Here is a 26,687-nt window from a genome sequence, read left to right as displayed (position 1 = left end):
CCTAACGGTACCTCCAGCTTTCCTTTAGTATCAACTTTGAACGATCCTTTCGTTCCGACAACCGATAAAGGGGGCAGATTTATTCATGGTTCCTATCTGGATTAAATAGATCCGTCCCCTTATCGCTTTATCACCATCGCCTTTATCGTTGAGTAGGCAATCTATTTTTATTTGGAATCAAACAATTCTTGCGTATGCAGGACTGCCTTGTTTACGCGCTCTGAAGCGGTAACGCTATCAATGCGTAAGTCGTCGGGTAAGTGCTCATAGTCCATGGCCTCATCCTCCGTTAGCGCCCCACGCAGATGAGCAATTACTCTGAAAATAATGTGATGCATACGCCAGCAAATTGAGGGTTCAATATTTACCAACTGTTCCTCAGATGCGGGCGTGCTTACGCCTCCAGTCCTGAATTCTGACTCAAACGCGAATTGAATTCTGTCATAATCAGAGGTCGATTTCGTGTAGTCCGGGTCACTGAAAAGAATCTTCCAGCGAGGGATATCTGAAAAACGCATGCTGCAGAAAATCGGTCGAAACAAACGTTTTGAGGTGTCCACCTCGCTGATCGAGGTAGGGATTTGTGTATATAATTTCTCAAAAACCTCAATCAAATGTCCCAGCGCAGGAGGAATCAGCTCGATATAGCGTGCAATCACAAAGCCAGGCTCATCTGAAGCGTTGAGGGCTGGGATGTAGAAAAGATCACCCGGTTTGGGTGCCTTGAGGGTTTTCATACAGCAGCCTCTTTTAGGTACAAGACCTAAGGGGTCAGATTTATTTGTAGTCCCTATCCGGATTAAATAGATCCGTCCCCTTTATTGTTAACTTTATGCCTGATTTTTATAGGGGGTAAATGATTGATTAGCGATGTAGAAGCCTAGCCCTTTGTCACCTTTGAACCGATTTTCTATCATGGCATCAGCCAAATCTTGGGAAATCAAAAGGTCGCCAGAATCACGCTCACGGGCAATCCCATCCATTCCTGCGGCGGTATCATGAAGCCAAATTTCATTGAAGTACAGTATTGAGCCACTGTCAGAGAGCTCCGGTACCGACTTGCTGTGATCAACAGCGCTAATCGCTTGGGCAGCATTGACGATGTAATAGCCGTCATCCACGGCCTCTCCGTTTGCAGCAATACTAGCGGGTTTCAAGAGCTGAATATGATGGTTGGCTTTCTGCATGAGGAAATCTGCCAACCTCTCGCTCACCAACGGTATGTCACCCAACAACCATAAGCAGTCATACGCCAATAGCTTTTTCTTTTGGCATGGGAAAAATATTTTTGGTCTATCCATGTCGGCAGGATAAGGCTCGCCTGACAGTAGCGATAAATAATCAAAGTTCGATCCCGCAGTCTCATACGAACCGATCTCGGCATCGTATGAGCCCAGCAATGTTTCGCTGTGATAGATAGGCGCTTTCCAGCTTAAGATCATTTCTAGATATCCTAATTATAATGTGCGCCTGGGCGCGCATTTTTATTCAATTGTCTCTCGCCAGAGCGGAGTAATCTTCGCTCATCGGACACGATTTTATCTAGGGCTTTGCGGTATTGGGCCTGATCCCAGTTTTCACGTTTGCCAACCTTTTGTACTCGATCCATTTTGCTCCCAAGGTTTTGATTGACCCTAGCTGCATGGCGTCCTTGGTGAATAGACCGACGTCCGTCAGTCATCGCCCGAGTCTTGTTGGGCAGGAATATTTTATTTTGCCGACTTTGCAAATCGAATCCTGCCAATTTAAGCAGAGGGTGATTTTTAGTACTGGCATGCTTGTCGCTCAGTATGTGGTGGTCCTGGTATCCCTGTTTTTTCAGGCGTCCAATGCGTCGGTTTATGGATGACGTACAGCTCCAGCCCAGTGGGTCAACCCATCCATATGGATTGGCGGCATACAAATAAAGATTGATGCCCCCCGCCAACCCAATCGGATCCGGCGTCGTAAACCGCCCCACATCCGGATCATAAAACCTGAACGTATTGAAATGCAGCCCCGTCTCCCGATCCAGGTACTGCCCCTGGAACCGCAGGTTCTGCTCCTCGATGTAATAAGGCTCGCGCACCTCTTCCAGTGTGTTGCCCCACACCCGATAAGTCGCCTGCCAGACGTTGTGCCCATCGGCCTCGGTCAGTTGTTCCGGCAAGCCATTCAGATCGTTGTGGTAGTAGCGAATCTTCTGCAACGGGCCAAGGCCGTCGACGCGGGCCAGCGGTTCATAGCCGTCATCGTCGTAAACATAAAGGCTGGTCTGGCTGTGTTTATGCTCCTGCAACAACCGCAGTCCATCCCACACAAACTGCGTTTCTCCCAGCGGATACCCGTCACGGCCATGCTCGGTTTTTTCGATGCGTCGGCCCAGCGGGTCGTAGGTCATTCGCACGACGCTGCCGTCATCGTTACGCACTTCAACCAAACGGCTTTCAGCATCGTAGGCAAACCGCTGCACGCCCCGTTTGGCGCTGCGTTTTTCAATCGTGCGGCCAAACGCGTCATAGCGATAACGCTTGTCCTGATAGGTCAGCAGCTTGTTATGCACCACCCACCCCGCGCCAGCCTGCGGGCCGTCCAGCAGGTTGGCGGCGGCGTCGTAGGCGAAGGTTTCGCGCTGGCCGTGCAGGCTGTCCTGGCTGGCGATGATGCGGCCGGTGGCGTCGTAGTGCAGCAGTTGGCGGTGTTGCGTGGCGGGCTGCTGGTCGAGTTTGCCGATCAGGTTGTCGGCGGGGTCGTATTCGAACTGTTTTTGCGCAGCCGCGGGCAGCAAGGTTGACTGACTGGCGTGACGGCGTTGGCGCGAACGCAGGCGGCCGCTGCGGTCGTATTCGCTGCGGGTGCTGAGCTGGCCCTGGGTGCGCAGCACTTCGCGGTGCAGGCGGTCGCGTTCGAAGTCGCTGATGACCTGGCCATCGAGGTTGATCTGGTGCAGGTGGCCGCTGCCGTAGTACAGGCGATTGAGCCAGCGGCCGTCCGGCAGTTGGGTCTGGATCAGGTTGCCGAGCTCGTCGTAGTGGTGGTGCAGGCCGCCTGCCGAGCTTTGTTCGGTCACCAACTGGCCGAGGGCGTCGTAGGCGAAGCCCAGGGCCTGGGCGTTGCCTTGCAGGTCGGTGAAGGTGACAGCAGTGAGTTGGTCGAGCTCGTCGTAGCGGTACTCGGTGCGGCCATCGTCCGTGGTTTTGGCCACCAACCGGCCGACCGCATCACGTTCGAGTCGATGCACGATAGGCGCGGGTGGTATGTCGGGCACCAACGCCAGCCCATTGCCGTAAGGCGCTGGAACGGCCGTCAGCGTCGTGACATTATCCAACGCGTCGTAATCGTAGCGCTTGGCGCTGCCATCGAGGTCTTGCTGCTCAACCAGCCGATCGCCAGCGTCCCACGCGAAACGATATCGCTCGCCGTTCTCATTGATCAGTGCCTGCAACCGCCCATAGCTGTCATAGCCGAACTGCACTTGCCGGCCATGGGCATCGATGCGCTGGCGTACCTGCCCGCGACGGTTGTGCTGGTACAACGTGGTATGTCCGGCCGGGTCGGTGTAACCCACCAGTTGCCCGCTCGTATCGCGCTGGTACTGCTCGATACGACCGTCTGGCAATTGGGTGGTGAGCAAGCGCCCCTGGGCGTCATAGCTGAATTGAGTGCGTTCGCCGAGAGCATCGGTGATGACCTGCAGATAGCCGCGCTCGTCATAGCTGAAACGAGTTGGGTAACCCGAGCAGTCGATATGCTCGACCAGTTGCCCGAACGGATTCCAGCGCAGCTTTTTGCTTTTGCCGGTGGCATCGATGATTTCCACGACCTGACCGTGGTCGTCATAGCGGTAGCGGGTGACGTAGCCCAGTGGATCGGTTTCGGCGATGCAGTTGCCGCGCCGATCGTAGCGATACGCCCAGCTATTGTCGGCGGCGTCGGTCTCCACCAGTGGCAGGGCCCAGTGCTCAAGCCACAAGGTCGAATCGCTGCGCCCTAGCGGGTCGGTTTCGCCGATCAGGTTGCCGGCCTCGTCGTAGCTGTATTCAAAGCGCCCGCCCAGCGGATCAGTGGCACTGAGCAACTGGCGCTCGTCGTTCCATTCGAACAGCCAGGTGTGGCCGAGATTGTCGCTGTATCGAATGATCTGGTGTTGAGTGTTCCAATGCCGGGTACTGACGCGTTGCAGGCCATCGGTAATTCGCGTGATACCGGCCTGCAAGTCATAGTCGAACTGGTAGGCGTCGCCTTCGTCGGTCCAGTGCCGCACCACGCGCCATTCCAGGTCTTCAACCAAGGCCCACTCATAGAAGCAGCGCAATCCGGTTGGCAGTTGATGCTCCACCATCCGCTGGCCACTGTCGTAGGCGAAACGCCGCTGGACCTGGCCAGTGGTATCGCGCACTTCAGCCAGGTTGCCCTGCGCATCGAAGCCATAGCTGACGAGCACTTCGCGGCGCTGATCGGGGTACAGGCGTTCGATGCGCGCCAACTGGCCCTGATCACGGATCAACTCAACCTGCACCAGATCGAAGGTATCGCGCAGGCGCACCAGTTGCCCGGCGGCGTCGTAGTCGACATGGATGCGGTTGTCATTGCGGTCGCCGAGCTGGCTAAGGCGCAGCAACGACGGGTTGGCAGAGGGTTCAAACAAGCGATACAACCCGTCATCGCTTTCGATCAGCAACTGCCCATTGAGATGTCGCCGCACGGCCAGCCCTTCACCCGCGCTGAACACGGCGCCGCCCAAGGGAATCGAGCCCATGTCGATGGGGCGGCCTTGTTCATCGGTGTAGACCAGCGTTTCGCCGCCATCGGGGTGATGCTGGATGTCGACGCACACTTCATACGGCACGCTCCAGCCTGCGCCGAAAAGACTGCCCGTGCGTGCGTCGCGGCTGTTGTAGAAGCGTTGCCAATCAATCGGCAGGATGCCGGGCAGGACGAAATCCAGCTCATCATCGCCGCCCAGCACCTTCGCGCCGGTGGCCGCATGCACCGGATTCGAAGAGCCCATCGCTGCGTTCGCCACGGCCCCCATCGCGCTGCTGACCGCCATCGACGTAGCGCCGCCGATCAACATGCACGGCAGTTTGCTGAAGAACTTGCCCTTGCCGCCCTTGAGCATCAACAACGCCGTGACCGCCAGCCCCACGCCCGGGGTCTTGCCGCTGCGGATCTCACGCACCACCACCGAGCCGCCGCCAATGGTTACGTTGGAAGAAATCAACCCCGACGACACCACTGTCGCATCACAGGTACTGCGATCACCACTGCGCACCGCCGGTTGGCCGTTGATGGTGACTTTGTCCGATCCCTCGGCCAGAAACTGCGGCGGCATCGGCGGGTGCTTCATGCAGGTGACCAGGTCCAGCGGCTTGGGCTCGGCCCCAGGCGCGGGGGTGGCGACGGTAGGGCGCCACATCTGCGAGAAGAAACTTTCGGCCATGTCCAGGTAGCTGGCTTCGGGCTCCGGCTCGGGCGCTTCCAGCTCGGTACCGGCCGGTGCGACATGGGAGCTGATCGCCCCTGCGGCGCGTGCAGCGGGGATGTTGTTGGTCAGGGTATCGGTGGAACCGGTAAGAATATTGGCCTGCACCGTGGGTGGAAACAGCGCGTTGGCGAACGTATCGCATAAATTCGTCAGGCCTTTGTCGGCCCCGGTCTTGCTCATGGCCAGGCCGACAATCGTGCCCACCACCGCTCCCAGCAGGAAACAGCCAAGCCCACCGGTGGCGACGGTAATCCCGGTGGCGGCGACGACAGCCGCCGTCGCCACCGCCGTGATCGCGATATTGGCCGCCACTTCCAGCACCCCACCAAGGATGTCCGCCATCATCGACGTGTGGGAGAGCGCATCGCCCATGCGGGCGGCCCAGAGTGCATCAGACAAGGACTGCACTCCTGTGTCTGATTGAATTGAACGCACAACTGTCCATAGTCGCCGTGTCCTTGAGTGTTATGGCATGCGCATCAGTGCTGTCTTCAAGCGTTTTATCAGCGTGGGACTTTCCAGGCACTCCAGCGGGGTGAGGTTGTCGAGTGCCGGAACCTTTTGCCCGATCCACCACAACCCCTCTTCAAGGCCTCGTTTTCCACGCAGTATCACTGCCAGGTCGAGATGGCCGCCCAAGGCCTTGGCCATTTCACGCGCATCGTCGTCAAGGTAGTCTTCTTCATACAAGGCCACTGTGCTCTGCCAGTCCGCGTCACCCGGGTATTCGTTTTCCAGTCGTTCCATGTTCAAAAACCTGCAAAGGAGATCAAGTTGCTGCCGGTCGGGTTGCGTGCCGATGGTGCCAGGATTCCATCATAGCCGTTGGCCTTGGCCCAATTGCCGATCTGATGGGTCTCGGTGTACTTCGAGCCGGTGATGCTTTTAAGGCTGACCCCTAGCTGCTTGCGCACATCGGCGCGGGTCAGATCCAGGACATTATTGAGCTGCACCTTCTTGCTGACCAACACCCGTTTGGACAGGTCGACCTTCCAGTGCGTGACCTCGCCCAGCGCGGTTTTCCGTGAGTTCGCGCCATACACCCCGCCGACGCCTTTGGTGGTGTAGCGGTGGGTGGACTCCACATTCCACTTGTGTGCCTGCCAAGTGGTCCCGATGCGCCCCGGTTCCTCGAACCGATACACGGTGCGACTGACCTTGCGCCCCTTGGGTGGGCTGGAGCATTTCATCAGGCCCAACGGGTCAATCCAGCTCAGCGGGTTGGGCGCATATTGGTAGAGATTCAGGCCGCCGGCCAGACCGATGGGGTCGGGTGTGGTGAAGCGCCCGATATCCGGGTCATAAAAGCGCAGAGTGTTGTAGTGCAGCCCCGTTTCCCGGTCCAGATACTGGCCCTGGAAACGCAGGTTCTGTTCTTCGATGAAGTAGGGTTCTCGGTTTTCCTCGACGGTATTGCCCCAGACTTCATAGCGCGCTTGCCACACCGTATGGCCGTCGCTCTCGGTGAGGCGTTCGGGCAATCCGTTGAGGTCGTTGTGGTAGTAGCGGATTTTTTGCAGGTGACCCGTGCCATCGACACGGGCCAGTGGTTCGTAGCCCTCGTCGGCATAGATATAGAGGCTGGTCTGCTGATTGCAGTGCTCCTGCACGAGTTGCAACGCGTCCCAAGTGAAACGTGTCTGGCTGCGCTGCACACCGTTGCGGTCGTAGGTGGTCTTGGCGGTGCGCCGGCCCAGCGGGTCATAGGTCATGACGACCCGGGAGCCGTCATCGTTATGCACCTGTGCCAGCCGTTGCTCCGCGTCGTAGCTGAAGCGCTGGGTGCCGCGCCGAAGGCTGCGCTTTTCAACCATCCGGCCAAAACCGTCATAGCGGTAATGTTTGTCCTGGTAGGTCAGCAATCGGTTGTGGGCGACCTGTCCTGAGCCATCCAGCAGGTTGGCCGCCGGGTCGTAGCGGAAGGCTTCCCGCTGGCCCAGGAGGTTGTCCTGGCTAGCCAGAATGCGGCCGGTGGCGTCGTAATGCAGTAATTGGCGGTGTGCCGCGCCGGGCTGGCTGTCGTAGCGTTCGACCAGTTGGTCGCTGTCGTCATAGCCCAGGCGTGTCTGCGCCGGTGGATGTAACAGTGAATGGTCCGGTTGGCGGCGCTGGCGGGCGCGCAGACGTCCACTGCGGTCATATTCGCAACGCGTGCTGATGCGGCCCTGGGTGCGCAGCACTTCGCGATGCAGACGGTCGCGCTCGAAGTCACTGATGACCTGCCCATCCAGGTTGACCTGATGCAAGTGCCCGCTACCGTAGCGCAGGCGGTTGAGCCAGCGGCCGTCGGGAAGGCGGGTCTGGGCCAGGTTGCCCAATTCGTCGTAGAGATGCTCCAGGCAACCGGCGGCGCTTTGTTCAAGGGTCAGCTGGCCGAGGGCGTCATAACCGAAGCCCAGGGTTTGCTGCTCGCCGTCGTGGCCTGTAAAGGTGATGGCTGTGACTTGGTCGAGCTGATCGTAGCGGTACGTCGTGCAGCCATCCACGGTGCGCTTGGCGATCAGCCGGCCAGCTGCGTCCCGCTCCAGATCATGAATGATGGCGGGCTCGGTGTCGGACGATGCGAGGGTTTCTACCTGTGTGACATTGTCCAGCGGGTCGTACGTGTACCGTTTCCGGCAGCCGTCCAGGCGCTGTTCGAGGGTCAGGCGATCACCGTCGTCCCAGTCGAATCGGTAGCGCTCGCCATTTTCGTTGGTCAGGCTGTGCGGGCGGCCATAGGCGTCGTGGCTCAACTCCACACGGCGGCCATGGGCGTCGATGCGTTGGCGCAACTGGCCGTTCGACGCATGCTCAAAGCGCGTGGTGTGGCCGGCAGGGTCGCTGTAGCCGATCAACTGGCCGCTGGCGTCACGCTGATAATGCTCGTTGCGCCCATCGGGCAACTGCTTGCTGATCAGGCGGCCCTGGTCGTCATACTTGAAGGTGGTGCGTTCCCCGAGCGCGTCGGTACTGGCCAGCAGCAAGCCTCGCTTGCAGTAGCTCAAACGGGTGGTCAGGCCCGTACAGTCGGTGTGCTCGGTCAATTGACCCAGTGGGGACCAGCGCAAGGTCTTGCGCTTGCCGATGGCGTCGATGATCTCCCTGACTTGGCCGTGTCCGTCATAGTGATAGACCGTGCGGTTGCCCAGCGGGTCGGTTTCGCGAATGCAGTTGCCCCGCGAGTCGTAATGGTACTGCCAGGTATTGCCAGCGGCATCGGTCTCCGCCAATGGCAGCGCCCAGTGCTCCAGCCACAAGGTCGATTCACTGCGCCCCAGGGGGTCGAGGGTCTCAGTCAGGTTGCCGGCATCGTCGTAGCTGAACTGATAATGCCCACCGAGAGGGTCGGTTGCGCCCAGCAGTTGGCTTTCATCATTCCACCGGAAGGCCCAGGTTCGCCCCAGTGCATCGGTGGACGCGATGATCTGGTGTCGCTCATCCCAGTGTCGAATGCTGACACGCGCCAGCCCGTCCGTGACACGGGTGATGCCGGTGTCCAGCGCATAGTCGAATGTGTAGGTGTCCCCGGCCTCCGTCCAATGCCGGACAACACGCCATTCACGGTCATCAACCCTGGCCCACTGATAGAAGCAACGCAGGCCGCTGGGCAATTGATGCTCGACCATGCGCTGCCCGGCATCATAGGCAAAGCGGCGCTTCACGTGCCCGTCGGATTGGCGTACAGCGGCCAGGTCGCCACGGACGTCGTAGGCGTAATGCATCAGTACTTCACGGTGGTGGTCGGGATACAGCCGTTCGATCCGGCTGACGCGCTGGGGCCAAGTGCTGTCGTAGGTCAGCTCGACCCTGACCAGGTCAAAGGTGTCACGCAGGCCCAGCAGGCGACCATCGTCGTCATAGTCGAGGTGGATTCGGTTGTCGTTGCGATCTCCCAGTTGGCTCAGGCGTAGCAACGATGCGTCCTGTGGCGCCGGCTCGAATAGCCGGTACAAGCCGTCTGCGCTTTCGATCAGCCACTGGCCGTTCAAGTGACGCTTGACGCTGAGGCCTTCGCCAGCGCTGAAAACGGCACCGCCCAAAGGGATCGAACCCATGTCGATACGTCGACCCTGCTCGTCGATGTACAGCGCGTACTCGCCCCCTTCAAGGTGAGGCAGCAGCTGCACGCTGACTTCATAGGGCACACTCCAGCCGGCACCAAACAAGCCATCGCGGCGTTCATCTCGGCTGTTGTAGAAACGCTGCCAGTCGATGGGCATGATCCCGGGCAAGGCGAAATCCAGCTCCTCGGGGCCGCCCAGCACCTTGGCCCCCGTGCTCGCGTGCACCGGGTTGGAAGAGCCCATGGCGGCGTTGGCCAGTGCGCCCATGGCCTGACTGACCACAAACGAATTGACGCCTGCCAGCAGCATGCAGGGAAGGTTGCTGAGGAACTTGCCTTTACCCCCCTTGAGCATCATCAGCGCGGTGACGGCCAGGCCAACCCCCGGCGTCTTGCCGCTACGGATCTCGCGCACCACGACTGAGCCGCCGCCGATAGTCACATTGGGCGAAATCAGCCCCGACGACACCACGGTGGCATCGCAGGTGCTGCGGTCACCGCTGCGTACCGCCGGTTGACCGTTGACCGTGACCTTTTCCGAGCCTTCGGCCAGAAACTGCGGCGGCATCGGGGGGTGCTTTGTGCAGGTCACCACGTCCAGCGGTTTAGGCACTGCACCTGGCGCTGGCGTGGCGACGGTGGGGCGCCACATTTGCGCAAAGAATCCTTTGGCCATGTCCAGGTAGCCGGGCTCTTCGCTGTGTTCCGGTGCTGGCGACGGCTCGGATTCGGTGCCCGCAGGTGCGACGTGGGAGGGCACGACGCCGGCCGCGCGCGCAGCGGGCAAGGCGTTGATCAGTGTGTCGGTGGACCCGCTGAGGATCGTGGCCATGACCGAGGGAGGGAACAGCGCGTTGCCGATTCCTTCGCACATGGCGCTCAACCCCTTGTCGGCCCCGGTCTTGCTCATGGCGATGCCGACGATGACGCCGACGACCGCGCCCAGCACGCAGGCCCCCAGTCCACCGGTCGCGACGGTAATGCCGGTAGCCGCCACCACCGCAGCGGTCGCCAATGCAGTAATCGCCACATTGGCCGCCACCTCCAGTACGCCGCCGAGGATGTCGGCCATGACAGAGGTGTGGGACAGCCCATCGCCCAGGCGCGCAGCCCAGAGCAGTGCGTCAGACATGCAAAGGCCGCTTCACTGGGGGACGTCGAACACGAGCGAGCCCTTGATCGTCGACCAATGCGCGGCCTCGGCATCCCCGAGCTTGTCCGCCTTCACATAACTCAAGGCGAGCATCTTGCGCGTACCCGGCAACACCAGCGCCAACTGGTACTGGAACACCTTGTCGTTGCCCTTGTTGAACTGGCTGCGCAGCTCGATGCCTTCGACCTCTTGGGCTGCGCCCAAACGCACGTCGACACCGGGTTGATAGCGTAAATCCTGCACCTGTTTTTCCAGGCGCTGGAGCTGGTCATTGAAGTTGCTGTGCAGGGTTTCACCCTCGGCGAGCAGGCTGCGGCTGACGATCAGGGAGGTGCCCAATTCAGGGAACTTGAGGATATTGATCGTCGCGTCCTGCAACTCGCTGGCGGGCAGTTGAAACTGGAATTCGTTGATTCGATACGTCATGAGAACAGGTCTCGTCAGGAGCTTTTCGGCGCGGGGAACGCGGCTTTGATATTGGCGTCGATGGCGGCTTTCTGGCCTTGGCCATCGGGTGTGGCGCCGGGGCCGCCACCGTTGTTCAGGTGCAGCACGCCACCGGTGTTGAACTCGGCGTCGCCGCTGGCATAGAAGCTGATCTGCACGCCGGTGAGGTTGATCTGCCCGCTGGCGTTCAACTCCAGGATGCTTTCACCGCAGACCAGGCGCAGGTTTTCGCCTACTTCGATGACGTAGCTCTGGCTGATGCTGTCGGTCTTGCGCTGGCCCACCGAGAGGATGTCTTCCTGCTTGACGATGCGCAGGCGGTTGTTGCCGATGGTCACCGTCTCGTTGTGCCCGATGCTCTTGTTGCGGTCATGCCCCACCGAATGGCTCTCATCCACCTCGACCACGATGTCCTGGTTGCGCTCGGCATGGATATACAGCTGCTCCAACCCCTTCTTGTCCTCCATGCGGATTTCATTGAAGTTGGCCGGCGTGCCGCCCTTGCTCGAACGGCTTTTCATGCCGCTCTGGGTGGCGTTTTCCGGCAGGTCGTAAGGCACGGTCTGCTCGGCGTTGTACACCCGCCCGGTGATGATCGGTCGGTCGGGATCACCTTCCAGAAAGCTCACAATCACTTCCTGGCCGATCCGTGGGATCTGCATCGAGCCCCAGTTCTTGCCGGCCCAGGATTGCGACACGCGAATCCAGCACGAGCTGTTCTCGTTGGATTGGTCGTGACGGTCCCAGTAGAAGTGCACCTTGACGCGGCCGTACTGGTCGGTCCAGATTTCCTCGCCCTTGGGGCCGACCACCAGCGCGGTCTGCGGGCCTTTGACGATAGGGCGGTGGGTGATGGCGAGCGGGCGGAAGCTCTGTTGGGCGTCAATGCAGGTGAGGCTGCTTTCGAACTGTGCCGAGCCCGAACCGCCGCCGCTTTCCAGGCTTTCCTGGACGATGTAGTAGCGGCAGCCGATGATCAGGTATTCGCGGTTCTGGTCCTGGCGGCTGAAGCCGGTGAGGCTGAACAAATGCCCCGAACCCAACCCCCGCGCGTTGCCGCTGAATTCGATCTGCTCATGCAGGGTCTGCAGGGCTTCGATACGGGTGCGTGCGTAGTGTTCGCCGTCCTCGCTTTGCACGTAGGTGCCGGGGTAGTCGTACAGCGGGTAGTCGCCGGCGGTGTGCGGGCGTGGCATGGCCGAGCGCACATCGATGCTGGCGCTGGGGCGCTGGAAGTCGTAGTCGTTGAGCTCCAGCGAACCGGGCTGCACCTCCTGCGCCAGGTGCCAGTTGTGCATGTGGTCGCGTTCGCGCTGCTGCTCGTCCTTGGGGTAATACGGGACTGACGCGTAGCCCGGCACCGTGGTGTGGGCGCCGTAGGCGTCGGCCAGCACCAGCACATGGCGGTCCTGCTCATGGCGGAAGAAGTAGTAAATACCTTCCTGCTCCATCAAGCGGCTGACGAAATCGAAGCTGGTCTCGCGGTACTGCACGCAGTATTCCCACTCGCGGTACGGCCGGCTCAGGGCGTCTTCGAAATCGGAAAAACCCAGGTCGCGGAACACCTGCTTGATGATCTGCGGGATGCTCAGGTTCTGGAAAATCCGGCAATCGGAGGTGCGGCTGAGCAACCACAGCCACGGGCGCAGCGTCACCTGGTAACTGGCGAACTGGCCCTGGTCGATGTTCTGGCTGCACCGTGCGACGATGCCGTGGAAGTGCCGTTCACCGCCGTCCGCCAACTGCAGGCCCACGCTCATGGGTTTGCCGAGCAATTGGTTGAGGTCGATGTTGGCATCCAGGGACGTCAGTTGCAGCTCGTAGTTGAACAGCCGCCCCAGCTCTTCGCCGCCGCCCATTTCATTGAGCAGCAGTACATCCGGCCCGAGGGGGCTGGTGATTTTGGCCAGGCGTGAGGCTTGGTTGAATAGCATCGGTTAACCCGTAAATGACTTGATAACTGAAGAAACCGAATCAAGTGTGGGAGGGGGCTTGCCCCCGATAGCGGTGTATCAGGTTAGAAATTTCTGGCTGACCCGACGCCATCGGGGGCAAGCCCCCTCCCACAATTTTAATCACATTTCGACAGGTCAATCGCTGAAGTCGTAATGCAGCTCGTTATCCCGGCTGCTGATGCGCACACCCGCCAACGCCTTGCCCTCCAGCATGCGCGTGAGGAATTCACGGCTCATGTCCGGCAGCAGGCTGTTGGTCAGGATGGTGTCGATCATGCGCCCGCCGCTTTCGGTTTCGGTGCAGCGCGAGACGATCAAATCGACCACCGCGTCGTCGTAATCGAAAGCCACTTTGTGGGTGGTCTCTACGCGCTTCTTGATGCGGTTCAGTTGCAGGCGGGTGATGGCCTTGAGCATCTCGTCGCTGAGCGGGTAGTACGGAATGGTCACCAGACGGCCGAGCAGAGCCGGCGGGAAAATCTCCAGCAGCGGCTGGCGCAGGGCCTTGGCGATGTCTTCCGGCTCCGGGATGTTCGCCGGGTCTTTGCACACCTGGGAAATCAGCTCGGTGCCGGCGTTGGTGGTCAGCAGGATCAGGGTGTTCTTGAAGTCGATCACCCGGCCTTCGCCGTCCTCCATCACGCCCTTGTCGAACACCTGGAAGAAGATCTCATGCACGTCCGGGTGGGCTTTTTCCACCTCGTCCAGCAGCACCACGCTGTAGGGCTTGCGCCGCACCGCTTCGGTCAGCACGCCGCCTTCGCCGTAGCCGATATAGCCTGGAGGCGCACCCTTGAGGGTCGACACCGTGTGGGCTTCCTGGAATTCGCTCATGTTGATGGTGATGACATTCTGTTCGCCGCCGTACATGGCTTCGGCCAGGGCCAGGGCGGTTTCGGTCTTGCCCACGCCCGAGGTGCCCGCCAGCATGAACACGCCAATCGGCTTGCTCGGGTTGTCGAGGCCGGCGCGGGAGGTCTGGATGCGCTTGGCGATCATCTGCAGGGCGTGGTCCTGGCCGATGATGCGTTTTTTCAGGTGCTGGTCGAGGTTGAGCACCGTCTCCAACTCATTGCGCGCCATGCGGCCGACCGGAATGCCGGTCCAGTCAGCGACCACCGAGGCCACGGCCTGGTAATCCACGGTGGGCAGGATCAGCGGGGTTTCGCCTTGCAGGGCGGTGAGGCGCTGTTGCAGGTCGACCAGTTGGGCGCGCAGCTCATCGTTGCCACTGTCCACGACGCCCGCCTTTTCACGCAGCGTTGCACGGGTGGCTAGCAACTCGTCCACCAAGGTTTTCTCTTCAGCCCAGCGGCTTTCCAAGGTCGCCAGACGCTCACGCTCAGCGCTCAACAACGCCTCGGTGCTGGTTTGACGCGTGCCAATCGCAATGCCGATGGCATGCTCACGGGCGATGATCTGCAACTCGGTTTCCAACGCCTCGATACGACGACGGCTGTCGTCCACTTCCGCCGGCACCGCGTGCAGGCTGATGGCGACGCGGGCGCAGGCGGTGTCCAGCAGGCTCACGGATTTGTCCGGCAACTGGCGCGCCGGGATGTAGCGGTGGGACAGCTTCACCGAAGCTTCCAGCGCTTCGTCGAGGATCTGCACCTGGTGGTGTTTTTCCATGGTCGAGGCCACGCCGCGCATCATCAGCAGCGCCTTGTCTTCCGACGGTTCGGCGACTTGCACGACCTGGAAGCGGCGAGTCAGGGCCGGGTCTTTCTCGATGTGTTTCTTGTACTCGGCCCAGGTGGTGGCGGCCACGGTGCGCAAGGTGCCACGGGCCAGGGCCGGCTTGAGCAGGTTGGCGGCATCACCTGTTCCGGCGGCGCCACCGGCGCCCACCAGCGTGTGCGCTTCGTCGATAAACAGGATGATCGGCTTCGGCGAGGCCTGGACGTCTTCGATAACCTGGCGCAGGCGCTGTTCGAACTCGCCTTTCATACTGGCGCCGGCTTGCAGCAGGCCCACATCGAGGCTGCGCAGCTCTACGTCTTTCAGCGCGGGCGGCACGTCCCCGGCGACGATGCGCAGGGCGAAGCCTTCGACCACGGCGGTCTTGCCCACCCCGGCTTCACCGGTGAGGATCGGGTTGTTCTGGCGGCGGCGCATAAGGATGTCGACCAGTTGGCGGATCTCTTCATCGCGGCCAACAATCGGATCGAGCTTGCCGCTGCGCGCCTGTTCGGTCAGGTCGACAGTGAAGCGCTTGAGCGCTTCCTGCTTGCCCATCGCACTCGGCGCCATGGCACCGCTGGCCTCGCCTGGAACACCGGCATTGAAACCATCGCTGGCGCTCAAGGCATTCTCCGGCGAATCACCAACGTATTCGTCAAAGCGTTCGCTCAAGGCTTCAGCCTTGATCTTGTCGAATTCGGCAGACAAACCCAGCAGCGCGTGACGCAAACTCGGCGTTTTCAGGATGCCCAGCACCAGGTAACCGGTGCGCACCTGGCTCTCGCCGAACATCAGGCTGCCATAGACCCAGCCGCGCTCGACGGCTTCTTCCACATGGGACGACAGGTCGGTGATCGACGTCGAGCCACGCGGCAGGCGGTCCAGCGCTTCGGTAAGGTCACGGGCCAGGCGTGCCGGCTCGACGTTGAACTGGCGAATGATGCGGTGCAGGTCCGAGTCCTGCAGTTGCAGCAACTGGTGAAACCAGTGGGCCAGTTCCACATACGGGTTGCCCCGCAGTTTGCAGAACACGGTGGCGGCTTCGATGGCCTTGTAGGCCACGCTGTTGAGTTTGCCGAACAGTGCGGCGCGACTGATTTCACCCATGCTCTGGATTCCTTGAGGTGGTGGCGTGGTCGGCGTAGTGCCGGGCCAGGATTAGGTCGTTGGCGTCATGCTCGGGTTTACCGAGCCAGGTGTTGAAGCCCAGGCGGAACTGGCCGTTGAGTTGCAGCGCCGGGACTTCGGGTTGTTGCAAAACCAGGTTCAGGTCCCAGTCCAGTTCATGGCCCAGGTACTCGGCCACCCACGCCACCAGTTCGTTGAATGGCTGGTGGCCGGGCAGCATGCCCATGTAGTCATCCAGCGTGAGCGGGCCCAGGCGGATACGGAATTTGTGCTGGCGGTCCCACACGAAGCTGCCCAGGCAAAAGTCCACGCCCAGGCGGTTGGCGCTCACACTCACGCGGCTGCGTTCGGGCAGTTCCAGCCATTGGCCGACGTACTCTTCGATCTCTACCGGCAGGCCGAAATACTCGCTGAGAATCGCTTTCAGGCCGTCCGGGTAGCGGGTTTGCGCCGACAGGTGGCCGCTGTAGTGCAGCTTGGCGGCATCCGGGATCAGCCCCTGATTCAGCAGGCTCGGCATGCCCCGGCCGCTCAGCGCGGCGAGGCGTGCCGACCAGTAGTCATCGTCCGGGCGGTCGTGGCTGACGGTCGGCCGCGCCTCGGCCCAGGCCCGGTAAAACAGGCTGAGCAGGCGATGGTGGAACACATCCAGGAACTGCTTGCTGGTGCTGTCGGCGTTGTTGCGCTGACGCTCGCGCACGTACTCGGTGATGTGCAGCGGCAGCGGGCCGTTCGGGCCGCCAAGGCCGAAGAAGAACTGCTCCAGGCGCGCCGGCTTGCCGTCGCCGCCGGGGTCGACCGAGGCCAGCGTGGCCGGGGCGAAGGTGCAATCGGCCTGTTGCCCCAGGCGCAGCGGGTCATCCGCCAGGCGCAGGGAATGGCCCAGGCGCGGCAGCTCCGGCGATTCGCACTCGATACGGCGCAGCGCCTGGAAGAAATCGTATTCCCAGGGCTCCTGGTGCATCGCATCCAGGGTACTCACAGGGTCGGACGACGTCCGGGCTTGGCTTTCCATCGCATGATCTCGCCGCGTTCGGTGGTACGGATCACCGTCTCGGTAAAACTGTTGATCGACACGTAGCGTGCCAGGAAGCGTTCCAATACCGCACCGAGCAGGAACACGCCGGTACCGCGAAACGCGTTTTCATCGAATTCCAGGGTGATCTCCAGGCCCCGGCCAAACACGATCGGGCCGGGCATCGGCAGGCGTCGGGTCACGGCTTTGCTGCTGACCTCGCGCAGGCCTTCGATCTGCAATTGCAGCGCGGCGTCGTTGCTGTCGCCGTACAGGCGCAGCAGTTCGCGCAAGGCGCCGGCGCCCTGGCCCTGTTCGCTCAGGGACAAATAGTTGAGCGAGAGCTGGCTGATCAGGCGCCAGGCCTTGGCGTCATGGGCGTGGCTGGGGCGCGGGCGGCTGGGGCCTGCCACGCAGCGCACCGACAATACCGGCGCGCTGTCGGCCAGGGTGAAGTCGGTCTTGCCGTTGCCCACGCTCATGAACAACGGCAGATCGCGGTTGGTGCACAGCGCGGTCACGCCGAGCTGGCGCAGATCGTGGCGGTACGGCGACTGCCGGCTGTCCACCAGGCTGACAAAGGTTTCGCTGCCCACATAGGTGGAGCGCGGCCCGTTGCGGCGCTGGTCGCTGGACAGTACGCGCGGCTCGCGACGCACGGTGTAGTACGCCTGGTCGCGGCCATAGCGCGACGGGTCGCGCACCGCGTAGAACGGCAAAAACGGCTGCTCCGGCCCGGTGCCGTGGCCGGTGATGCCGCTCAGGGAGTGAATCTCGAAATCCATCGGCCGTGTGCGATCGGCGATCACATGGTGTTCATTGACCCGGTCGGACAAGTGGATACGGTCCACGCGCTTGGGGAACAGGTTGATCGCTGGGGTGCAGAACGGCAGGAACTGTGCTGCGCCGACGCTGCCTTCCAGGCTCGGTTCGTGGCGGTCGAATAGCACGATCAGTTCCAGCTCCTGGCCGTCACAACGCTTTACCGCACGGCTCAGCTCGGCGAATTCGACGAACAGGAAGCGGTGGGGCAGGGCGAAGTATTCCTGCAGCAGGCGATAGCCCTGGAAGGCCCGCGCCACCACCGGCATGGCCGCGTCGGCGTCATCGAAACCACGGGAGCGCAACGCGTCCTGCGGCAGGCGCTCGACCCAATCGCCACCCGGCTTGCGCGCAAACACCGCGCAGGCGTTGCCCAGCAGTTGCTCGTAGAGGCGGAACGGTTGCTCGTCGGCGCCACTGAGGTACAGCGGCAGATTATCCAGGTCGAGGCTGTTGAACGGCAGCTCGGCGCCGGTGCGCAGGGTCAGGCGCAGACCGGCCTTGGCTTTCGGCTCACTGGCGGCTAAGCGTCCCAATACGGCGGCAGGGTTGCCGAAGTACTCGGCGTTGCTCACCTGCAGCGGCCACAGCGTCACCGGGTGAGCGGTGCGGTACTCGCAGCAGGTCTGGGTTTCGCGGCCCAGGGCGGCGCGCAGGACGGTGTCGCGGGGCAGCGGGAAACCACTGGCCAGCGAGCCTTCGTCCGGGTCGGTCTGCAACTGCACCACCGTCATCGACGGTGTCGGTGCCAGGTAGTGCGGGTAGGCGATTTCCAGCAGGTTGTGGGTGAAGGTCGGGTACTCGGCGTCGAGCTTGAGCTGCACGCGGGCCGTGAGGTAGGCAAAGCCTTCGAGCAAGCGTTCGACGTACGGGTCGGCGCAGTCCATACCGGACAGGGTCAGCCGACTGGCGATCTTCGGGTATTCCTTGGCGAACTCCGCGGCGCTTTCGCGCACGTGGTGCAGTTCCTGGTTGTATAGCTCCAGCAGGCGCGGGTTCATGGGCGCCTCCGCTGGTCGGCATTGACCACGCGTACGTGGCCGGATTCCAGGTCGAGGTCGGTTTGCAGCAACAGGCGCAACGGCACCGGCTGGGCCCACAGGTCGCCTTCGATCTCGAAACTCAGGGCGTTGTGGTTCATTTCGCCATGGCCGACACGGGCTTTGACACGCAGGGTGTGGCGCAGGATGCGCGGCTCAAAGGTGGCGATGGCCTGGTAGATCAGGGCTTCCAGCGCCTTGATATCCACGCTGGAAACACTGTTGCCCGCCAGCGCCGGCAGGCCGTAATTGACCACCGAGGTGCCGGCTGGAGTGTGCAGTGTGGCATCGGCATCGAGCAACGACGTGGTGTTGAGCAGCCACGCCAGGTCACGCAGCACCGAGGCTTTCAATTGGGTCAGGGACAGCACGCGTTTGTCGGCGCTTTCCTTGGGATTGGTTGGATCGTCGTCCGTCAGCCGGTCCAACAGGGACGGTTGCAGACGGTCGCGGGAAGCGATTTCAGTTACCACCAAAGCAGCTCCACGGACGGGTTGCGAGAGGGACAAAAAACCAGGGGCCGTGGCATGGCGCCACGGCCACCAGGGCTATCAGCGCTTGGTGTTGGAACGGATGTTCCAGCCAAACTTGATCGCGCCGCCGTCTTTGGTGCCGTCGGCTTTCTGCGGCTGGTAGTCGACCGTCACTTGGGCGAAGTTCAGGGTGACGTTCTCGGTCAGGCGGTCATCGGTGCCCGAACCGCCGGTGCTCAGCGAGGTCACCAGCACTTCTTCCAGGTTGATCACCATGTACTCGACCTGGCTTTCGCCACCGGCCTTGCGCACGGTCAGCTTGACCTTGTCGATGTGCTTGCCGCTGGCGCAGTGCATCATCAGGTTCGGCGAAGCCTTGTCGACGTACTTGGTCAGCGACAGGTCCTGGATGTTCACCTTGCCCGCGCCGCCACCGCCGCCCACGTGCATGTTGCCGGACTGGGCCATGCCCCAGCTCCAGTTCAGCACGTCGATTTCGTCCTTGTGGGCCTTGTCCATGGACTCGCCCTTGATGTCGCCGATCTTGATGAAAATATCAACAGCCATGTTTTCTCCCTGTGTGGCGTGGGCCACTGAATTTGATTAACTCCAAATGGGCAGTGCTTTTGTGTGGGAGGGGGCTTGCCCCCGATGCAGGCACCTCGGTGTGTCAGTTACACCCCGGTGATGCCATCGGGGGCAAGCCCCCTCCCACAGAAGAGCTAGCTCATCGGTGGTTTACGCGCTTTTCGCCGAAGGCAGCTTGGATACCAGGCGCAGCGACACCGTCAGCCCTTCGAGCTGGTAGTGCGGGCGCAGGTAGAACTTGGAGTTGTAGTACCCCGGGTTGCCTTCGACTTCTTCCACGATCACTTCGGCGGCAGCCAATGGGTGCTGGGCCTTGGTGGTTTCGGTGGAGTGCGCCGGGTCACCGTCCACGTAGTTGAGGATCCAGTCCTGCAACCAGCGCTGCATCTCGTCCTTCTCTTTGAAGGAACCGATCTTGTCGCGCACGATGCACTTCAAGTAGTGAGCGAAACGGCAGGTGGCGAACAGGTACGGCAGGCGCGCGGCCAGGTTGGCGTTGGCGGTGGCGTCCGGGTCATCGTATTCGGCCGGTTTCTGCAACGACTGCGCGCCAATGAACGCGGCGAAGTCGGTGTTTTTCTTGTGCAGCAGCGGCATGAAACCGTTTTTCGCCAGTTCCGCTTCACGGCGGTCGCTGATGGCGATTTCGGTAGGGCACTTCATGTCCACGCCACCGTCATCGGTCGGGAACGTGTGGGCCGGCAGGTTTTCCACTTCACCGCCAGACTCGATGCCACGGATGCGCGAACACCAGCCGTAGTGCTTGAACGAACGGTTGATGTTCACCGCCATCGCATACGCGGCGTTGGCCCAGGTGTACTTGGAACTGTCGGCACCGTCGGTGTTTTCTTCGAAGGCGAAGGCCTCCACCGGGTCGGTCTTGGCGCCGTACGGCAGGCGCGCCAGGAAGCGCGGCATGGTCAGGCCGATGTAGCGCGAGTCTTCCGATTCACGCAGCGAACGCCAGCCGGCGTATTCCGGAGTGGTGAAGATCTTGGTCAGGTCGCGCGGGTTCGACAGCTCTTGCCACGAGCCCATGCCCATCACGGTCGGCGAAGCGGCAGCGATGAACGGGGAGTGCATGGCGGCGCAGACTTTCGACAGTTCGCCCAGCAGTTCCACGTCGGGTGGCGACTGGTCGAAGTAGTAGTCGCCCACCAGGCAGCCGTAGGGTTCGCCGCCGAACTGGCCGTATTCTTCTTCGTACATCTTCTTGAAGATCGGGCTCTGGTCCCACGCGGTGCCCTTGAATTTCTTCAGGGTCTTGTGCAGGTCCGGCTTGGAGATGTTGAGCACACGGATCTTGAGCTGCTCATCGCTCTCGGTGTTGTTGACCAGGTAGTGCAGGCCACGCCAGGCGCTTTCCAGCTGTTGGAAGTCCGGGTGATGGATGATCTGGTTGACCTGGGCGGTCAGCTTGGCGTCGATGGCCGCGATGATCGATTCGATCGACTTGATCGCGTCATTGGAGACCAGGTCGGTTTGCGCCAGGGCCTGTTCGGCCAAGGTGCGCACGGCGGTTTCCACGGCTTCGCGGGCGCGCTCGGTCTTGGGCTTGAATTCCTGCAGCAGCAGGTTGGCGAACTCGCTGGCTTCTTCGGTCTGGGTGCCCAGGATCTGGGAGCCTTCGCGGGCGGTATTGTCAGTCATGATTACTGGTCCCCTGCAGGCTTAGGCGCGCTGGCAAGTGCTTGCAGCAGTGCCGGATCCTTGATCGCCTTCATGATGATTTCTTCAGCGCCGGTCTTGCCGTCCATGTAGGTCAGCAGGTTGGCCAGCTGGGTGCGGGCTTCGAGCAGTTGATTCAGCGAGTCGACCTTGCGTGCCACGGCGGCCGGGCTGAAGTCGTCCATGCTTTCGAAGGTGATGTCCAGGCTCAGGTTGCCTTCGCCGGTCAGTTCGTTCGGTACGTGAAACGCCACGCGCGGCTGCATGGCCTTGAGGCGCGAGTCGAAGTTGTCGACGTCCACTTCAAGGAACTTGCGGTCGGCCACCGGCGCCAACGGCTCGGCAGGCTTGCCGGCGAGGTCGGCCATCACGCCCATTACGAAGGGCAGCTGGACCTTTTTCTCGGCGCCGTAGAGCTCGACGTCGTACTCGATCTGCACTCGAGGCGCACGGTTGCGCGCGATGAATTTCTGAGAACTTTGCTTCGCCACGTTGCTGCTCCTGGTCGCTTGAGCGACGGTGTTGTTACTGCACAGTCGGATGGCTTACTCGCCGTCCGGCCCGCGCAGGTTTTCAAATTGGGACATGCCGTCGGGAATCAGATTGCGCACGATGGCCGCAAAGTCGGCGTGCACCAGATTCTTCGCCCGGTTCAACAGCACCGGCAGCGGGCTCGAAGGCTCGTGTCGGGTGTAGTACGCAAGGATCTTGTCGAGACTGCGCAGCACATCGTCGCGGCTGGCGATATCGCCAACGGGACGCGGTGCTGCGGGGGCGGCGGCGAAGTCGGCCGAGGGGGCATTGTCGTCACTGACGGCCTCGGGTTCGCTGCTGCCGGCGGCGCCGGGCACTGCTTGATTGAGTATCTGCAACGCCTGCTTGAGCGGTTGCTTCAAGGCACTGAGGTCCACGCCCTGGGCGGAACCGACCTGATCGTTGACCTGTTGTTCGATCGCTTCGCACGCCGCACGCGCCGTAATCAGAGCGTCGCGGGTGGCCTGTAGCTGCTCGGGGTCGCTGTCGAGGAACGCGGCATTGAGCTGCTGCGCGCCGAGTTGTTCATCGGGGAAGCTCAACAGGCCACTGGCGTTGAGCGCCGCGCGCAGGCTCACGGGGCCGAAGGTGCGCGAGCGCGTGAGGATGCTTTCGCGCAGAAGACGGATGTTGGTGTCGCAGGTCAGGCCGGTGAGAGCGTTGATGCGTACGGTAGGGTCGTTATCGTCGTCGGCGTCCAGGCGCGGGTGCAGGTCGGCCCAGTAATCGCGCAGCAGCGCATCGATCAGCGTCAGCGCTTCGGCCAGGCCGGCCACGCCTTGGAGGGCAAGGGTGCTTTGCAGCAGGAAATGGGTGATGCGCAGGTCTTTGCTGCGCGCGAGCAAGTCGAGGCTTTGCTGCTGGATGCTGCGCCATTCCGGCGGTTCAGCGGGCAGGATCGAGTCGCCCATGCTGCGCTCGGGTTGGCCCTTGGCATCACGCTCCAATTGCAGAAATTGCGCGTCATATTCCATATCTTCGCCACAGGGCGAAGTCGCGGAAACGGCGGTGAGCAGCAACGGCACATCCACTGAATTTGATCTCCCTATCAGCCCGTTAGATCGCGGGCAATTCATGCATTAGTTGCGCAAGGAACTTTGCATGTTTTCTTGGTCATATAAGCAAGACGCCACTAATGTGCCATCACTGGTATTCAAGAAGTTGTGCATTTTTGGTGTAGTACTTATGCCTTGTCAAGGTAAGCTATTCGCCCTCTGTGACAGATGTGCGGTGCTTAACAACCTGCGCGACTAGTGGGTCGAACGACGTACCGGGACAGGATTTTTGTCATAGAGCCCAGTTAAGATCAGCGATCATGCTGGTATTGGCAGGTTTTGGACGGTCGATTGCTCGACCTGATGGGGATATCCCGGGAAGCGCTGTCCCGGGAATCGACCGCGCGCGAAGTATCAGCAAGGAGGCAAGATGTCGCTGTGTTTGACTATCACTAGTTATCACAAAATTACCCCTGGGCAGTGCTCCGAAAAGTCCATGAATCAGGGCTCGATGGCTATCGGCCGCAGCTCGGATAATGACTGGGTATTGCCTGATCCTGAGCGTCTGGTCTCCTCGCAGCACTGCGTTATTCAGTACAAAGATGGCCGTTATTATTTAACCGATAACAGTACCAACGGGGTGGAGTTGGTTAACGCCGGCATTCGTTTGCGCAGGGGTAACAGCGAGCTGTTGCAGGATGGCGAGCTGATCCGCATCGGCGATTACGAGATCCAGGCGCGTATCGATTTCAACGTACAGGCCGTCGACAGCCAGCCGTTTGCCGGCGAGTCGCCGAACAGTTTCGAAGCGCTGATGGGCGCCGTGTCGAATAAGCCCGCGCCTGCTCCGGTGATTGCGCCGCAATTCCAGGGCGCTTCATCGATGGACACGCTGCCGGACCTGTTCGATTTCCTCAGTCCTACCGCCGTACCGCCGCCAACCGTGCCGGACCACGTGCCTTCCGAGCAACATGACTTCCGCCCGCCGACACCGGTGGCTGTGCCGGTAGTGGCACCGCCGGTGGTGTCGGGCGCGGTGATTCCCGAAGACTGGGACCTGTTTGGCGACACGCCAGCACCCGTCGTCAGCGATCCGCCGCCACCTGCGCCGCCACCGGTCATCCAGCCGCCCCCCGTGGTCGAGTCCCCGCCGCCCGTGGCGGAAAGCCAGCAACCGGACCTTCTGCAAGCCTTCCTGCGTGGTGCGGGCCTGGACCAACTGCGCCTGGACAAAGCCCAGGCCGAGGCCCAGATGGAAAACATCGGCCGCAGCTACCGCCTGATGGTCGAAGGCCTGATCGATGTGCTGCGGGCCCGCGCCAGCCTCAAGGGCGAGTTTCGCATGCAGCAGACCATGATCCAGCCGGCAGAAAACAATCCGTTGAAGTTCGCCCCGAATGCCGACGAAGCGTTACTGCTGCTCCTGCGCCACGGCAACCAGGCGTTTATGGCACCCGACCTCGCCGTACGCGACAGTTTCAACGACCTGCGCGCCCACCAGTTGGCGGTGATGGCCGGCGTGGAAGCGGCGATCAAGCACCTGCTCAGCCGCTTTGAACCCGCGCAACTGGAAGAACGCATGGGCAAGCCCGGCGGGCTGTCGAGCCTTTTCAACGGTTCGCGCCAGGCCCAGTACTGGCAGCAGTTCACCGAGCTCTACAGCAATATTTCCCGCGAGGCCCAGGAAGATTTCCAGGACCTGTTCGGCCGCGAATTCAGCCGGGCCTACGAAGAACACAGCGCACGACAGCGACGCTGAACCGCAGCACATGGATTTAACGGATAGCTAAGTACGTCATTGAGGACGCAGGATGATTCCCAGGTTTTTACTCGCAGTCGCCACACTGCTTTTGCTGACGGCGTGTGCCAAAGACGCCGCCAAACCCGAAACAGCCGCCGAGGCCGAAGTGGATACGGCCGCCGTCGAGCTGCACTTTCATGCGATCAGCGGGCTCAACCCCGGCGCCAACGGCCAGGCCGCCCCGGTGCGGGTGCGCATTTTCGAACTGAAAAACGCCGCCACCTTCGCCCGCTCCGATTACTTCGCCCTGGCGGACCGTGCGCAATCCACACTGGGCCTGGACCTGCTGGACCAGGACGAAGTGATGGTGCAACCCGGCGAGCAACTGAGCATCCAGCGTGACCTCGACCCGTCCACGCGCCAGATCGGTTTGCTGGTGGGCTATCGCGAGTTGGACCGCGCGCAATGGCGCACGGTGATCAACGTGCCCGCGCGCCAGTACACCGAATACCAGATCAGCCTCGATGTGCGTGCCGTGCGCGCCGACGTCGTGGTCACCCCATCCAGCCCTGCCCAATAAGAAGCAATCGGAGCCCCCATGTCCTGGAACAATCGCGTGGTCTGGTCGGAAGGCATGTTCATCGGAACGCAGCACTTCCAGCAGCATGACCGTTACCTGGAAAACCTGATCGATGCCCGCAGCCGCCCGTTGTCCGCCGGCGCCTGGGGTTTTTCCGAGCTGCTGATCGACCAGGGCCTGCTGGCCCAGGGCAAGCTGGCGATCGTGTCGGCGCGTGGCCTGCTGCCCGACGGCACGCCGTTCAATATCCCCCAGGATGACCTGGCACCAAGCCCGCTGAATATCGATGACAACCTGCGCGACGGCCTGGTGTACCTGGCCCTGCCGCTCAAGCGCGCCGGCGCCCGCGATACCGTGGATGAAGGCGAAGCCCTGGAGGCTGCGCGTTATGTGAGCCAGGTGCGCGAAGTACGCGATGACAACGCACCTTTCGAAAACCGCGCCCCGGTGGCCGTGGGTTCCCGCGCCCTGCGCCTGCTCACCGCCCAGGATGGCATCAGCGATTACGCCGCCGTGGGCCTGGTGCGCATCAAGGAAAAACGGGCCGACCGCGCCTTGGTGCTCGATGACACCTACATCCCGCCGGTATTGGATGTGGCCGCGAGCAAACCGCTCACCGCCTTTCGCAGCGAACTGCTCGGCCTGCTGCACCAGCGCGGCGAAGCCCTGGCGGGGCGGGTGGTGGCATCGGGCGCCGGTGGCGCGTCCGAGATTGCCGACTTCATGCTGCTGCAACTGGTCAACCGCGCCCAACCGCTGGTCCAGCATTTGAGCCAGTTGAGCCCGTTGCACCCAGAGCGCTTCTTCAGCGAGCTGGTCAGCCTGGCCGGCGAGTTCTCGACCTTCTCCACCTCCGGTCGTCGCCCCCAGGAATACCCGCAGTATCAGCACGATGACCTGGCCCTGAGCTTCGCGCCGGTGATGGCGGCATTGCGTGAAGCGCTGTCGATGCTGATCGACAGCAAGGCCACGCCGATCCCGATTGTCGAGAAAGCCTATGGCGTGCACGTGGCGATGCTGGCCGACAAGACTCTGCTCGACAACGCCAGTTTCATCCTGGTGGTGCGCGCCGATGTGCCCGGCGAAACCCTGCGCGCACGCTTCGGCCAGCAGAGCAAAGTCGGCTCGGTGGAGCACATCCGCGACCTGGTTAACCTGCAACTGCCGGGTATTGGCCTGCTGCCTCTGCCGGTGGCGCCACGCCAACTGCCGTACCACGCAGGCTCGACATATTACGAGCTCGATCGCGGCAGCGAGCATTGGCAACAACTGGGCAATTCCGGCGGTTTTGCCTTCCATATCGCCGGGCAGTTCCCGGGCTTGAACCTGGCCTTCTGGGCGATCCGAGGATAA

Annotated in this window: 18 protein-coding genes; 3 read left to right on the top strand and 15 right to left on the bottom strand. The window is 61.5% G+C overall.

All coding sequences use genetic code 11. The features are described 5' to 3' along the window. Positions 1–167 precede the first annotated feature (167 nt). The 15 genes from LUU92_RS28420 to tssA form a co-directional block, all read right to left on the bottom strand. Entirely contained in the window at positions 168–737 is a 570-nt protein-coding gene (locus LUU92_RS28420; RefSeq protein WP_257102947.1) for an Imm26 family immunity protein, read from the bottom strand. A gap of 93 nt (positions 738–830) precedes the next feature. Further along, entirely contained in the window at positions 831–1,442 is a 612-nt protein-coding gene (locus LUU92_RS28415) for a hypothetical protein (protein ID WP_222540663.1), read from the bottom strand. 11 nt (positions 1,443–1,453) lie between these two features. Next, on the bottom strand, positions 1,454–5,866 hold the full coding sequence (locus LUU92_RS28410) for an RHS repeat-associated core domain-containing protein (RefSeq protein ID WP_257102946.1): 4,413 nt from the start codon (positions 5,864–5,866) through the stop codon (positions 1,454–1,456). Between the two features lie 66 nt (positions 5,867–5,932). Beyond that, positions 5,933–6,214, bottom strand: coding sequence for a hypothetical protein (locus tag LUU92_RS28405; protein WP_071488103.1), 282 nt, complete (start codon positions 6,212–6,214; stop codon positions 5,933–5,935). A gap of 2 nt (positions 6,215–6,216) precedes the next feature. Then, entirely contained in the window at positions 6,217–10,644 is a 4,428-nt protein-coding gene (locus LUU92_RS28400; protein ID WP_257102945.1) for an RHS repeat-associated core domain-containing protein, read from the bottom strand. A gap of 12 nt (positions 10,645–10,656) precedes the next feature. Next, complete coding sequence (locus LUU92_RS28395) at positions 10,657–11,091, bottom strand: DcrB-related protein (RefSeq protein ID WP_071488101.1); 435 nt, start codon at positions 11,089–11,091, stop codon at positions 10,657–10,659. Between the two features lie 14 nt (positions 11,092–11,105). Next, positions 11,106–13,046 (bottom strand): type VI secretion system Vgr family protein, encoded by a 1,941-nt coding sequence (locus tag LUU92_RS28390; RefSeq protein WP_222540659.1) that lies wholly within the window; start codon positions 13,044–13,046, stop codon positions 11,106–11,108. Between the two features lie 156 nt (positions 13,047–13,202). Then, complete coding sequence (tssH, locus tag LUU92_RS28385) at positions 13,203–15,857, bottom strand: type VI secretion system ATPase TssH (protein ID WP_071488099.1); 2,655 nt, start codon at positions 15,855–15,857, stop codon at positions 13,203–13,205. Continuing rightward, positions 15,850–16,893 (bottom strand): type VI secretion system baseplate subunit TssG, encoded by a 1,044-nt coding sequence (gene tssG / locus LUU92_RS28380; protein WP_071488098.1) that lies wholly within the window; start codon positions 16,891–16,893, stop codon positions 15,850–15,852. The genes tssH and tssG overlap by 8 nt, the downstream gene beginning before the upstream one ends. Continuing rightward, on the bottom strand, positions 16,857–18,716 hold the full coding sequence (tssF, locus tag LUU92_RS28375) for a type VI secretion system baseplate subunit TssF (RefSeq protein ID WP_071488097.1): 1,860 nt from the start codon (positions 18,714–18,716) through the stop codon (positions 16,857–16,859). The genes tssG and tssF overlap by 37 nt, the downstream gene beginning before the upstream one ends. Beyond that, positions 18,713–19,228 (bottom strand): type VI secretion system baseplate subunit TssE, encoded by a 516-nt coding sequence (gene tssE / locus LUU92_RS28370; RefSeq protein WP_005792513.1) that lies wholly within the window; start codon positions 19,226–19,228, stop codon positions 18,713–18,715. Before tssE ends, tssF begins: the two co-directional genes overlap by 4 nt. 78 nt (positions 19,229–19,306) lie before the next feature. Next, positions 19,307–19,795 carry an Hcp family type VI secretion system effector gene (locus LUU92_RS28365; RefSeq protein WP_257102944.1) on the bottom strand — a complete coding sequence of 163 codons (489 nt, stop codon included), beginning with the start codon at positions 19,793–19,795 and terminating at the stop codon, positions 19,307–19,309. Between the two features lie 171 nt (positions 19,796–19,966). Next, a complete protein-coding gene (gene tssC, locus LUU92_RS28360) occupies positions 19,967–21,466 on the bottom strand; it encodes a type VI secretion system contractile sheath large subunit (protein WP_058424268.1) in 1,500 nt (499 codons plus the stop codon). Between the two features lie 2 nt (positions 21,467–21,468). Beyond that, positions 21,469–21,975 (bottom strand): type VI secretion system contractile sheath small subunit, encoded by a 507-nt coding sequence (gene tssB, locus LUU92_RS28355; protein WP_010207547.1) that lies wholly within the window; start codon positions 21,973–21,975, stop codon positions 21,469–21,471. A gap of 54 nt (positions 21,976–22,029) precedes the next feature. Then, positions 22,030–23,049 carry a type VI secretion system protein TssA gene (tssA, locus tag LUU92_RS28350; protein ID WP_257102943.1) on the bottom strand — a complete coding sequence of 340 codons (1,020 nt, stop codon included), beginning with the start codon at positions 23,047–23,049 and terminating at the stop codon, positions 22,030–22,032. A gap of 394 nt (positions 23,050–23,443) precedes the next feature. Between tssA and tagH the strand changes: the two genes are divergently transcribed. The 3 genes from tagH to tssK are packed head-to-tail and all read left to right on the top strand — an operon-like array spanning position 23,444 to position 26,687. Beyond that, positions 23,444–24,772, top strand: coding sequence for a type VI secretion system-associated FHA domain protein TagH (tagH, locus tag LUU92_RS28345; RefSeq protein WP_257102942.1), 1,329 nt, complete (start codon positions 23,444–23,446; stop codon positions 24,770–24,772). A gap of 52 nt (positions 24,773–24,824) precedes the next feature. Further along, positions 24,825–25,334, top strand: a complete 510-nt coding sequence (gene tssJ / locus LUU92_RS28340; RefSeq protein WP_071488094.1) for a type VI secretion system lipoprotein TssJ — start codon at positions 24,825–24,827, stop codon at positions 25,332–25,334. A gap of 18 nt (positions 25,335–25,352) precedes the next feature. Further along, positions 25,353–26,687 carry a type VI secretion system baseplate subunit TssK gene (gene tssK / locus LUU92_RS28335; protein WP_071488093.1) on the top strand — a complete coding sequence of 445 codons (1,335 nt, stop codon included), beginning with the start codon at positions 25,353–25,355 and terminating at the stop codon, positions 26,685–26,687.

Source organism: Pseudomonas extremorientalis (assembly GCF_024584605.1).
Taxonomy (GTDB): domain Bacteria; phylum Pseudomonadota; class Gammaproteobacteria; order Pseudomonadales; family Pseudomonadaceae; genus Aquipseudomonas; species Aquipseudomonas extremorientalis.
The sequence above is the reverse complement of the archived record's forward strand: the minus strand, read 5'-3'. Positions and strand labels throughout refer to the sequence as shown.

Coding starts and splice junctions, on each gene's coding strand:
- LUU92_RS28420 (WP_257102947.1), bottom strand. CDS start 737: ATGAAAACCCTCAAGGCACCCAAACCGGGTGATCTTTTCTACATCCCA.
- tagH (WP_257102942.1), top strand. CDS start 23,444: ATGTCGCTGTGTTTGACTATCACTAGTTATCACAAAATTACCCCTGGG.
- LUU92_RS28405 (WP_071488103.1), bottom strand. CDS start 6,214: ATGGAACGACTGGAAAACGAATACCCGGGTGACGCGGACTGGCAGAGC.
- LUU92_RS28395 (WP_071488101.1), bottom strand. CDS start 11,091: ATGACGTATCGAATCAACGAATTCCAGTTTCAACTGCCCGCCAGCGAG.
- LUU92_RS28390 (WP_222540659.1), bottom strand. CDS start 13,046: ATGCTATTCAACCAAGCCTCACGCCTGGCCAAAATCACCAGCCCCCTC.
- tssC (WP_058424268.1), bottom strand. CDS start 21,466: ATGACTGACAATACCGCCCGCGAAGGCTCCCAGATCCTGGGCACCCAG.
- tssG (WP_071488098.1), bottom strand. CDS start 16,893: ATGGAAAGCCAAGCCCGGACGTCGTCCGACCCTGTGAGTACCCTGGAT.
- tssH (WP_071488099.1), bottom strand. CDS start 15,857: ATGGGTGAAATCAGTCGCGCCGCACTGTTCGGCAAACTCAACAGCGTG.
- tssJ (WP_071488094.1), top strand. CDS start 24,825: ATGATTCCCAGGTTTTTACTCGCAGTCGCCACACTGCTTTTGCTGACG.
- tssF (WP_071488097.1), bottom strand. CDS start 18,716: ATGAACCCGCGCCTGCTGGAGCTATACAACCAGGAACTGCACCACGTG.
- tssK (WP_071488093.1), top strand. CDS start 25,353: ATGTCCTGGAACAATCGCGTGGTCTGGTCGGAAGGCATGTTCATCGGA.
- LUU92_RS28365 (WP_257102944.1), bottom strand. CDS start 19,795: ATGGCTGTTGATATTTTCATCAAGATCGGCGACATCAAGGGCGAGTCC.
- LUU92_RS28400 (WP_257102945.1), bottom strand. CDS start 10,644: ATGTCTGACGCACTGCTCTGGGCTGCGCGCCTGGGCGATGGGCTGTCC.
- LUU92_RS28415 (WP_222540663.1), bottom strand. CDS start 1,442: ATGATCTTAAGCTGGAAAGCGCCTATCTATCACAGCGAAACATTGCTG.